The 10,902-nt window shown below is 58.7% G+C and carries 8 protein-coding genes; 3 read left to right on the top strand and 5 right to left on the bottom strand.

What is annotated here, in order from left to right:
* Nucleotides 1-371: 371 nt before the first annotated feature.
* Nucleotides 372-848 carry a DUF995 domain-containing protein gene (locus NKJ04_RS17075; protein ID WP_352442186.1) on the bottom strand — a complete coding sequence of 159 codons (477 nt, stop codon included), beginning with the start codon at nucleotides 846-848 and terminating at the stop codon, nucleotides 372-374.
* A 545-nt stretch (nucleotides 849-1,393) separates the two neighbouring features.
* Between NKJ04_RS17075 and NKJ04_RS17070 the strand changes: the two genes are divergently transcribed.
* The gene (locus tag NKJ04_RS17070; protein WP_502897937.1) at nucleotides 1,394-2,323 is read left to right on the top strand and encodes a lysylphosphatidylglycerol synthase domain-containing protein; all 930 of its coding nucleotides are present in this window, start codon (nucleotides 1,394-1,396) and stop codon (nucleotides 2,321-2,323) included.
* A 44-nt stretch (nucleotides 2,324-2,367) separates the two neighbouring features.
* Entirely contained in the window at nucleotides 2,368-3,369 is a 1,002-nt protein-coding gene (locus tag NKJ04_RS17065; protein WP_352676946.1) for a glycosyltransferase family 2 protein, read from the top strand.
* 158 nt (nucleotides 3,370-3,527) lie between these two features.
* Here the strand turns inward: NKJ04_RS17065 and NKJ04_RS17060 are convergent, their stop codons facing one another.
* The 3 genes from NKJ04_RS17060 to NKJ04_RS17050 form a co-directional block, all read right to left on the bottom strand.
* Nucleotides 3,528-4,034 carry a hypothetical protein gene (locus tag NKJ04_RS17060; protein ID WP_352676626.1) on the bottom strand — a complete coding sequence of 169 codons (507 nt, stop codon included), beginning with the start codon at nucleotides 4,032-4,034 and terminating at the stop codon, nucleotides 3,528-3,530.
* Nucleotides 4,035-4,384: 350 nt separating this feature from the next.
* The gene (locus NKJ04_RS17055; protein WP_352676623.1) at nucleotides 4,385-6,826 is read right to left on the bottom strand and encodes a sulfatase-like hydrolase/transferase; all 2,442 of its coding nucleotides are present in this window, start codon (nucleotides 6,824-6,826) and stop codon (nucleotides 4,385-4,387) included.
* A gap of 227 nt (nucleotides 6,827-7,053) precedes the next feature.
* Complete coding sequence (locus NKJ04_RS17050) at nucleotides 7,054-8,940, bottom strand: glycosyltransferase family 2 protein (RefSeq protein WP_352676621.1); 1,887 nt, start codon at nucleotides 8,938-8,940, stop codon at nucleotides 7,054-7,056.
* 625 nt (nucleotides 8,941-9,565) lie between these two features.
* Between NKJ04_RS17050 and NKJ04_RS17045 the strand changes: the two genes are divergently transcribed.
* Entirely contained in the window at nucleotides 9,566-10,489 is a 924-nt protein-coding gene (locus NKJ04_RS17045; protein WP_128305696.1) for a glycoside hydrolase family 26 protein, read from the top strand.
* A 267-nt stretch (nucleotides 10,490-10,756) separates the two neighbouring features.
* On the opposite strand, the gene NKJ04_RS17040 is transcribed toward NKJ04_RS17045, so the two are convergent.
* A partial coding sequence (locus NKJ04_RS17040; RefSeq protein WP_352676944.1) for a transposase occupies nucleotides 10,757-10,902 on the bottom strand: 146 nt, incomplete at its 5' end.

Here is a 10,902-nt window from a genome sequence, read left to right as displayed (position 1 = left end):
AATAGATACGACATTTTTGCTTGAGCAAAATACGCTCGCGGAATTTCTCATCCTCTGTCCCTTGCTATCAAGTATAAGCCAAGGGCGCGTTGCGACATACTATACTTGGGCCGCTTTCACGCCGCATGAGTGACCACTCGCACATCACACGTTATATTAGATATCACTAATTATTAAATTTCATCAAAACCGTATGGCAGGCCATCGTCTCGTCGTCTGGCTGATGCAATTGAATGCGACTAGATGCGATCAGCGCGCCGACCGCGCCTGCCGAGCCGCTTAAGGCTTAACCATAGGCGATTCGCGGGTTCCGCGACAGGCGCACGGCAAGAACAGCCAGGCCACTGGCTCAGCGTGGCTGGAAGCATGGCCTACTTCTTGGCATCGACCAGCTTGCGGGTCTCTTCGAACTGCGCGCCCTTGGTGTCGCCTGCTTCGAATTTCTTGTATTCGTCGGAAGGATCCTCGGGAGATCGCTTGAAACCGTACCATTCCCCGTCCGGATCCTTGCGTTGCTCGATGTTCCGGCCCTGAATGCGATGGCTGTAGCAGGTGCGGTGCGGCTCGCCGGTGTAGCTCTTCGATCGCCAGGCGAGCTCCATGCACATCTTGCCGTCCTTGGTCACCAGCCATCTGCCCTCCGCGACGGTTGCCGTGCCCTGCCCGGACGTCCAGGCCCTGAGGTGTCGATTGTCCCGCGCGAAATAAGCTGCTCCGTCCTTCCATATCCATGTGCGGCCGGCATACAGAAGCTGTAGTTCGTAAGCAGTCGGAACAGCGGCGGTACCGGCTTCCGCCGTGCTTTTGTCGTTGGCGGCGGCCGCGTGCGCCGCTCCCGAAACAGCCACCTGACCGCAAAGAGCTAGGAGCAGCACAAGTTGCTTGAGACTTGCACACCGCCGAGGCCCCTTGCGATGCCGACGGCCGACATCAAGCGGCAGCGATCTGATCAAAGCTGTCGGCATAGTTGGCACTCGCATGTCTATTCGGTCCAAGGCGGCTGCGTCAGCACTTTGACGGCCACGCGAACCATTTAACAGTCGTGAGAAAGGCGGTGTCAACCGCCGCAAAGCATGCGGGCAACAACTATTCGCGACACGCGCATTGTCCATCAAGACGGCAACATCGCGATTGCGCATCGGGCTTATGGATCCGGACAGCCGGCCGACCTAAATCAGCAGCCATCGATGAAACCGAGGCCATAGTCGGGTTGGAAAGCAGGCCAATGCCGGAGGTTCCGCGGCCGCCTGAAGTTGCGCGGATGCGCGCTCGCAAGCCAGGCAATGCGATCGATCGGAAAGGCTTGGGCCGCTACCAATGCTGTGGATTTTGAGATACAGCACGCCGCGGCCGACGGAATCCGATAGCGCAAGCCTGCGCAGGAATTGTTGAATTGTTGAAACGAGCTGCCTCAATAATCGTGAGCCTGGCCCTGCTGGCGTGGGTCGTCAGCGACTCGCGCTGGAAGATGGTGGGCGATGCTTTCGCGAGCATCACGCCCGGCGCTTTCGCGGCCGTGGCGCTTGCGCTGTTCGTCACCTACGTGCTGCGCGCGCTGCGCGTCTGCGACGAGTTCCGCGACGAGGTGCATGGCCGTTTCGGTGCCTGCCTGCGGATCATCCTGATCCACAATGCAATGATCAACGTCGTGCCCTTTCGCGGCGGCGAGACGGCCTTTCCCCTGCTCCTGCGCCAGGTCTTCGGCATACCGATCATGCGCGCCAGCGCCTCGCTTCTGTGGTTCAGACTGCAGGATGCCTTCGTCGTCGGCGTGCTGGCCCTGGTGGTGTGGCCGGGCCTGCATCCGGCGACAAGGATCGCGGGCGTGGCGGCGGTGGTCGCTGCCGCCTGGTATCTGCCGCGCTGGGCGCGGGCGCCGCATGACTGGGCAGGCCGCGGCAAGATCGTGGCGAAACTCGGCAGGCTGCGCGATGTCTTCACCGAGGCGACCGGCCGATCGCGCTATGGCTGGTGGTGGACGATCGCCAATTGGTCGCTGAAGCTCACTGTACAGGGATGGTTGCTGGCAATGCTGCTGGGGACATCCTTTTCGACCGCCTTTCCAGGCGTCGTCGGGGCCGAAGGCGCCGCCATACTGCCGGTGCAAGGCGTTGCCGGCTTCGGCACCTACGAGGCGGGTGCAGCGGCGGCGCTGCTCACCTCCGGCATTGCCATGAAGAGCGGCCTTCAGGCAGCGCTGGCACTGCATCTGTTCATCTTCTGCTCGGCAATCGCCACGGGTGCGATCGCCTGGCTGTTTCCCTCGAAATCGACGCTGCCGGGGAACCCGGCCGTCGGCCCTGCAAGGAAACCATCCCTATGAGCGTATTGCCCATCCCTGCTTCGGGACTGCCTGACGGCGCGGTGATGCCGGAGCATACACTGTCCATCGTCGTGCCCATGTACAACGAGGCTGAAAACGTCGAACCGCTGCTGGCACGGGTTCATCAGGCGATGGAACGCTACGGCCAGCCGTGGGAGGTCGTGCTGGTCGATGACGGCAGTACCGACGCGACGGTGAGCGAGATCAGGCGCCTGGCGGCGCATTACGGCCCGCATGTGCATGCGGTCGAGCTGGTGCGCAACTACAAGCAAACCGCCGCGATGCAGGCTGGTATCGACGCAGCGCGCGGCGACGTCATCGCCACGATCGACGGCGACCTGCAAAATGATCCCTACGACATTCCGCGTATGGTCTACCGCCTGTTGAGCGAGGATCTCGACCTGGTGGTCGGCTGGCGCAAGGATCGCCAGGAAGGGTTTTTCATGCGCAGGCTGCCCTCGCGCATTGCCAACGCGCTGATCGCGCGCGTCACCGGGGTGCGCCTCAAGGACTATGGCTGCAGCCTCAAGGTCTATCGCGGCAACGTCATCCGCAGCGTCAAGCTCTATGGCGAGATGCACCGCTTCATCCCGGCATGGCTGGCCACGGTGACGACCCCCAGACGCATCGCGCAGGAGGTGGTGACGCACCATGCCCGCATCCACGGCCAGTCCAAATACGGCATTTCGCGCACCTTCAGGGTCGTGCTCGATCTGGTGTTCATGTATTTCTTCATGCGCTATCGCACACGACCTGGGCACTTCTTCGGCGGCATCGGCATCGTGCTTGGCGCGCTGGGTTCGCTGATCCTTGCCTACCTGCTTTGCCTGAAGCTGTTTTTCGCGGAAGACATCGGAACACGCCCGATGCTGTTCACCGGCTTCTTCCTGCTCATCGCCGGGGTGCAGATGGTGACATCGGGCGTGCTGGCTGAAATGCTGGCACGGGTCTATCACGAAGCGAATGGAGCATCGGCCTATGTCGCGCGGCCGCGCCCGGCGCCCGGTGACAATGACGGCTGGCTCCGCCCGGGCCGGCCATCATGATCTGACCACGTCTGCCAGCGGCTTCCGAATAGCGGTCGGAGGGCAAGAGGTAAACGCAACGTCTGCGGCAACCTCTCGCCCTCGACTCGCGCCCCCAGCGAAGACAAGAGCGGCGGACTCTTCAGTCAAATCGCGCCGCCACTTTTAGGTCCGATGGTCTAGTAGCGCGAACGGCAGCTGGCGCGCTGGCCGAAACCGCTCGGGCCACAAATCCAAGGCGAATGACCCAGGAAGGGGCCACCATTGCCCGGACTGTAGGAAACCTTCACCGTCGCCGGCCTGCCGACCCGCTGCGGCCGCACGAAGGCCGCATAGGCCTCCTCCCTCGTACGCGTCACCATGGTCGTCTGGGCGAGCGGCTTGCGGTAGAGAACCTTCTTTCCGACGCGATCGAGCTTCTTGACGTGCTGGACCTTCTTGCCAAAACCTTGATCAACGATCCGTCCGTTGATTGAGCTGGTCTTGGTCGTGTCCGTCGTCTGGCAGCCTGACACCATCGAGGCCAATGCGATTGCAGCAACAGCATAGGCATATTTTCTGCCGGTCAGATTTTCCATAAATTGTCTCATCATCTGCTCCCTGCCCTGTAATGCAACGTGATTGAAAGCAAAGAATATACTTCGAATCCGTCGTTTTCTAATCGCTCGTGAGGGGTCGTTTTCCATTCACATCGTTCCGTCATATTAGAAGAGACTTATTAAAATTCGTGCAAACGTCATAATGAACGCAGCCTTTCACTCTTCGCTCGAATTTGAAGGAAATTCGATTGTCGGATCGGCTGGCAGACGGAGCCTTGCCAAACGGCACACCGGCATACGCGACCCACTCGCGCCTGCGGCAAACAGAAGCGGCGCTCGGGCTGTCAGGGATGTTGCGATGTATAAAACGCTCAGCGCCGCAACCGGCGCCGGCAGGGCCGACTGCCCCAGGCTCTCTCCAGCCGAAAAAAAGGGCTGGCGATCCTTATCGCCGGAAGTGGCTGGATGCGGCGGCCCGCTCCAGAGTGCCTATGCCGCTATATGCACCCCTCGACAAATGGACCGCTGACCCACAGCGAGCCGCTGTTGAACATGCTGGTCCCGCTGTCATCGATGAACCCTACAGTCTTGTTGTCGACATGCAGCTTGCTCTTCGGCACCACTCGGCCGTCTATCTTGATATTCTTGACGAACAGGTTGCGATCGCCAGCCTTGCCCTGCCCCGCCCACAGGTCGTTGGCATAGCGGAGTTCGATTTTCCGCGGATTGGGCACGGCGCTTAGATTGAAGCGAAATGGTACGGTATGAGCGGACGCTGCCTTCAACTCCGCGACGATCGATTCTGCTGTGATCGCCGTGCTTTCCGTCCCCAGGACGTCCGCCTGTCCAACCGGCTTTCCGTCGACGAGCACGTCGAGCCGAGGGGAACCTTCGAAGCTGGTGCCGGCCGCGTCGATCTCAAGGCTGGCGATCCGGCAACGTGCCGCATCTTTCGCCGCGTCGGCGATCATATCGGCAACGCGGCGCTTCTGCGACTGTACCCATCCCGCGATCGGCTGCAGGATGGCGGTGCGATCGCCGGTGCCGGCCTTGATGAGGTTGGCCTTTTCCGCAGGATCCGTCTTGAGATCATACGCCTCGATGCCGCCGGTGGTCGCGTTGAAGATGACCTTTCGATCATCTTCGCGGTAGCCGAATTGGAAACCGCTCCAGGGAATGAAGAAGAATGTCTTGTTCGGCCGCTGCTCGCTGAACAAGCTGTGACCCTGCCAGGATCTTGGAAGCGGAAGGCCGAGTATATCCAGGATGGTCGGGGCTATGTCGATAATCCCACCGACAGCATGTGCGACGTCATCATGGAAAAGCTGCTTGTTGATCATGATAAGCGGGATATGGATATTTTCTTCGTAGAGAGCACTGGCATGAACGTAGTTCCCATGCTCTCCAAACGCTTCACCGTGGTCGCCGAGTATGACCACAAGCGTCGAATCGAGTTTGCCGGACTGCTTGAGTGAATCGAGTATCTGTCCCAGCGCCTGGTCGCCGACCTTCAGCGCGTTGAGGTAGGCGTTGAACTTCTCGTCATCGGAATAGTGAACTTTCGAGCCGTCAGAGAGGTCGGGGGTCTCTTTCATCGCCGTAAACAGCGGGCTGTCGATGAGATACGGGTAATGGGTCATCGCCGTAAACATCACCGCGAAGAAGGGATTTTCGGCATCCTCATTCACCCAGTTGATGACGGATTGAGCGGTACAGAGATCGCTGTTGTAGTCGAAATTCTTCCATTCCTTGGAACTGAGCTTGAATGTGGGAATATCGCATTTCTGCCCGCGGTAGTCCTGAATGACATCAAGCCCCTTGTTGAGCAGAAACTCATCCACGCGCTGGAACCGTGAATCCGCACTCCAGAAAAATCCGGTGCGAAAGCCGCTTGCGGTCAGAGTGTTGGATATTGAACTCAGCGGCAGATCCGGATGGCTCGCGGTCATTCCATAGTAAGATATGTCATTGTACATCGAGCTGAACAACGAAAATATCGAATAGTTTGTAGAGGGAGTGTGCGCATATATATTGTCGAAGCGTATCGAGTCACTTGAGTAGCTCTTTATGTTTGGTGTAACAGGATACTTTCCACCAAACGTCTCGACGTATCGGGATGGCACCGATTCCATCATGAAAACCAGCACGTTCTTTATCGGATTTGGTGATTGCACCTTGAAGCTGGACGTCTCCGCCGGACGTTCCCCAACGCTGGCGACGTCAACGTCCACCCCGGTATTCACGGCGAAAACGACGGGGGTCGGACTGAACAGAGCCGATTCAACAAAGTACACGATAGGGTTGGCAACCTTTGCCTCTGGCAAGGCCGTCGCCCGAACATGGTACCCGGTGCCGACCAGTCCAGCACCGACGCACAGGAAAAGCGTCCCCAGCAATACCGCTCGAGCAGTTCCCGCCAGCCGCACGCACAGCCCTGCTGTCGCATAACCCAAGACCAGCGCCAGAACTATGGACAACGACGAGAATGCGAAATCCCTTGGGTTGAGCGCGTCACCTATGGCGTTCTTGGCGTCGGCATTCTGCAGGAAGTCGCCATAGATCAACCACTGGAAAGTAAACGGCTCGCTCAGCATTTTGACGAGATTGATGTTGGCAAACCCCCAACATAGCGAAATCAGGATGGCGAGATAGAAAGTGATGACCACGACGACGCCGAAGAGGCGGCTGGCCTTTGCCAGGAAAAGCAGGAGCAGGGCTGCTGCGGTCAGCGACGAAATGAAAATCAGATCGTGGTAGCTTGACGCTATCCCGCTGGGGATAGAGGCCAAGCGACCCTGGAGCGTCGATTGGGGATCGATGATGAAGCCGCGGTAGACACCCAGAAGCACCCAGGAGAAAAACCCGGTGCAAGCGATCAGCAGGCCTGCGCGGAGGAAGCGCTTGGAACCTTGTGAACCGGGCTGTGTCTTCAATTCCATCTGACCGTTCCGTGCATAACCGCGATGACAACCGAAAGAGCAAAGGGCCTGATGCTACGTTGCAATCTCAAAGCCGCTGCCATTTTCCAAGTGCCAGGTTCACTCGCCCGGCGAACCGACAGATCTCGAATTAGCCACCGCTTCCACCCCTGGGGTCGAGAAATGCCCGTGCCTTGGGTGTTTTGTCATGGCAATTCCTGAGTTGGCGGGCGCCAGGCTCTTCCAGACTATCTGACGATTGGCCGATCCCAGGCGGGATCAAGATGGAATGTGCGGGTTCCGCTCCCACCACGCCCGGCTCCGGAAACCGGGTAGGCCACGCTGACGATGCGCACACCGCCTGCTCCCTGCTGGAGCCCATATATGCCTTCCAGGCCGCGGTCATAAAACGCAGCGCCCGGGACGAAGAGCGCAATGCCAGCGAGCGAGGCCTGCAAGGCGAGTTTCGCAACATTGCGCCGCAACGAAATTCTGTTCTCCGCCAGGTGCCTGGTGATGATTACGACCACAAGCAACCCGTAGACGAACGCATTGAAGGCAGCGAACCAGTAGAAGCCGGTGGCATCCGACGCGCGGTCCACTAGAAGGACCGGCAGCGAAGCTCCGATTGCAAGTGCCACATACGGAACGATGACGCGGGCAGGCAGCAGATTTTTCGGGCCACTGCCCTTGGGGGTAACACGAAAATCCACGAACGACTTGGTCACATAATCACGGATCGACGACAGCGTGCCCGCCAGCACCCACGGCCAACGCGCGAAGAATGAGAACAACATTCCCTCCCAACTGATCGTCCTGGCAGTGAGCGGGCGCGACAGGTCGAATGCCTTCAGCAACATCACCAGCATAATCAGGGAAATAGAGTTCGGAGCATAGTATAAAAGGAAATCAACATACGTCACATTGGCGAAGCTCTTCCCCGTCAGAAGCGCGTACATAGGCATGACGTACATGACAAGCGAAAACACGGCGAAAAGCGGATACCAGAGCTGGCGAAACAGGAACTGGAATTTCAGCCGTGGCGATAGCTTGGAAAGGTATATCGGCGAGTATTCGAGCATGATCGTCATCAGGCTCCGCGACCACTGGAACTCCTGCGTGACAAGATCGGCAAAGGTCTGCGGGCCATCGCCATGGGCAATAGCGTCTATGGCATGCACACCGCGCCAACCAGCCGCAATGAACAGCATGGACGTCGAGTGATCTTCGGCCAGTTCCGGGCCAAGGCCGCCGACCTGCTTGAGCGCTGCGGTTCTCACGGCATAGTGCGAGCCGATGCAGAGCGGCGTTCCGTCGCCCGTATGGCCGGACTGCAAGGGTCCGTGGAACATCCCTTCCGGGAACAGTCGGCCGCGTGCCGACCAGCTTTCAGCGGCATTGTTGTCGCATATGCTCGGCGCCGATACATAGCCAACCGCCGGGTCGGCAAAGGCGACCAGGATTTCCCTGAGATAGGTTGGTGTCGGGACGTGGTCCGCATCCATCTGAGCGACGAAGTGGTAGCGCTCATAACCATAGTGGTCGTAGAAGAACGCCAGGTTTCCCTCTTTGCAGCGCGTCCGGCGGGGCCACACCTTGCGGTGATAATCTTCCCGCCCGCGCCGCGTCGAAATCATGACGTTATGGGCATCGCACCAGGCAATCGTTTCCTCTGACGGGTCCTCGTCGGCCAGCCAGGTATCATGCGGACAGTCCTGCGCCAGCATCGCTTCGAGCGTTCGCGCAACCACCGAAAACGGTTCGGACGGAGCCTTGGTCACCACCATCGCGACCCGCGAACGTTCCGGGATCGTGTGAAGACTGGACGGCTTTTTCATCGCATGCACGTTCAAGAGAAAATACATCGGCATGAACGTCAGCCATACGAGCGTCAATGTCGCCAGCATGTATGGAATGACATGTTCGATGTGCCCGGGCTGCAGCCACCAGAACCAGAAAAATCCGAACGTTACCGACCAGCAGGCAAGTCCCAGCCTCCAGATCCGCCGCTGGGTGGCCGACAGCACCGGCACCAGAAAAGGAGGCTTCTCCGCCGCCTTCCCCGGAGCCGCCCCACGCCCCCGTTTCGGCATGGTCTTGCCGCTGATGATCCCCACGTCCGCGGAAACACTCATACACGTACCGCCGCCACCCGAGCATCAGCCGAACGACGGCAGACGCGCCTTGAAAACCCGCCCTTAGAATCCACTTGGGTGTCTTAGAGTCAACTAAATTAAGTGTTGGTTAACTATACTTCTTGCGAATTGGTTAACTTAACATCTTGAATCGGGAGGGTAATTCCGTGGACGCCTCCCCCGACCAGCACTGCAATCACAGCCGGCAAAAGTTTCAGCGTCGGAGAATCCGTCGAAGGGGCCGAGGCTGTCCGCAGGAAGAAGCGCCCAAGGCAGCGTTAACCATGTTGCGAACATCATGGTTAAGCAACCATTAATTGCGCTTGACTCTTTGGTCCGCCCGGCTCTTAAATTAGACAGGGATGATATATCGGAATATTGACGCGAATTTGTGAGTATCGCGGCGAAACTCTCTCGACGGCTCCTTCTGTGTTGGCGCCTTGAGAAGTAATTTTGGGTGGGCTTCGTGCGAAGGTTCGCACAACCGCCAATGATCGCTCCGAAATCCCGCAGATTCCGCCAATGGAGCCGATAGGTTTTTTGGGTAGCCGTATCGATCAGGCATCGATGCGCACGGGCGAAGCCTTAACTTCCGCGAGAAGTCGAGGCCATGGGAGAATCTATGATGACACACTCCGCGGCAAAGGCACTTGCAATCGCGCTGGTATTGGGCGGAAGCGCCGCCTTCCCTACTGCAGGAGGGGCCGGCTCCGTAACCGCGACCGACCCCGTTCAGACGAGCAGCGCTGCGTCGGCGTTCGGTTCCTATGATCCCTACGGGGACTTCAGCACCGACAAGAGCGCCAGCATCGAAGAGCTGTTCCTGCCCTGGGAAGACGTCGATCTGTCGACGCTGCCGCTTGCCGACGCTTATGCGCTGCAGCGCGGCCGTTCGCTTCTGATCACGATTGAGCCGTGGACATGGTCCAAGGACTGGCGCATCACCCCGCCCGAATTGCGCGACGGCATTTTGAGCGGCAAATATGATGCCAACATGCAGGCAATCTGCGGCCTGGTGGGACAGATGAAGAGCCCGGTGACCATTCGCTGGGCTCAGGAAATGGAAGACAAGAACGGCCGCTTCACCTGGGCCAACTGGGCTCCCAAGGACTGGATCTCCGCTTACAAGCGCGAAGTCGACATCTGCCGCAAGGCTGCCCCCGCCGCCAAGTACATGTGGTCGCCCAAAGGCGAAGAGGGTTTGGAAAAATACTACCCCGGCGACGACTATGTCGACGTCATCGGCCTGTCGGTGTTCGGTCTGCAGAAAAAAGACGGTGACGAGACCGGTCGTGACCGCACCTTCGCTGAACTGCTGAAGCCCGGCTATGACCGCGTTGCGGTGTTCAACAAGCCGATCGTCGTTGCGGAACTCGGCTATGTCGGAAAGCAGGACTATGTCTCGAAATGGCAGGAAGATTCCCGCAAATCCTACGCGGAGTTCCCGGCTCTGACTTCGGTCGTCTACTTCAACCAGAAGGAAGTGTGGCCGTGGCTGGGCGGCTATGGTCTGCCCGACTGGAGGGTGACCCAGCATGTCTTGCCCTAGAGCATGATACTGAAAAAGTGAGAAAGCGGCTTTTCGGACAAACGGGGCACCATCTGTCCAGGCATCATGCTCCATCTCTTTGATTTAGTGGCGGATTCAGATTTCAGGATTCACCTGAAATCATCTCAAGCGTTCTCATAAACTGGGCGTGGCGTAACAGTAGGGGTAGGGGTTGTGAAACGAGTACTGGGCAATTGTATCGGAACGGCACTTGCCTGTTCCGGTTGTGTGCGTCAAGTTCTGCAAAATGGGCGATCATGAAGCTGGTCATGCGGCTTGGCGTAGAGCGAGCTTCTTGTGCTCGCGCAGGTCGTCCATGTTGATGTATCGGTTGGCCTCCATCCAGTTTTCGTTGGTCTCGACGGCGAGCGCCCTAACGAGGCGCAGGCAGCTTTCGGCGTTTGGGAAGATGC

The organism is Mesorhizobium sp. M0618 (genome assembly GCF_040320765.1).
Lineage (GTDB): Bacteria > Pseudomonadota > Alphaproteobacteria > Rhizobiales > Rhizobiaceae > Mesorhizobium.
This window is presented reverse-complemented; position numbering and strand designations above follow the sequence as displayed.

Bases quoted from the DNA above. Each gene is read 5' to 3' on its own strand.
- NKJ04_RS17050 (WP_352676621.1), bottom strand. From the start codon at position 8,940: ATGAGTGTTTCCGCGGACGTGGGGATCATCAGCGGCAAGACCATGCCG.
- NKJ04_RS17045 (WP_128305696.1), top strand. From the start codon at position 9,566: ATGACACACTCCGCGGCAAAGGCACTTGCAATCGCGCTGGTATTGGGC.
- NKJ04_RS17055 (WP_352676623.1), bottom strand. From the start codon at position 6,826: ATGGAATTGAAGACACAGCCCGGTTCACAAGGTTCCAAGCGCTTCCTC.
- NKJ04_RS17065 (WP_352676946.1), top strand. From the start codon at position 2,368: ATGCCGGAGCATACACTGTCCATCGTCGTGCCCATGTACAACGAGGCT.
- NKJ04_RS17060 (WP_352676626.1), bottom strand. From the start codon at position 4,034: ATGGAAAACGACCCCTCACGAGCGATTAGAAAACGACGGATTCGAAGT.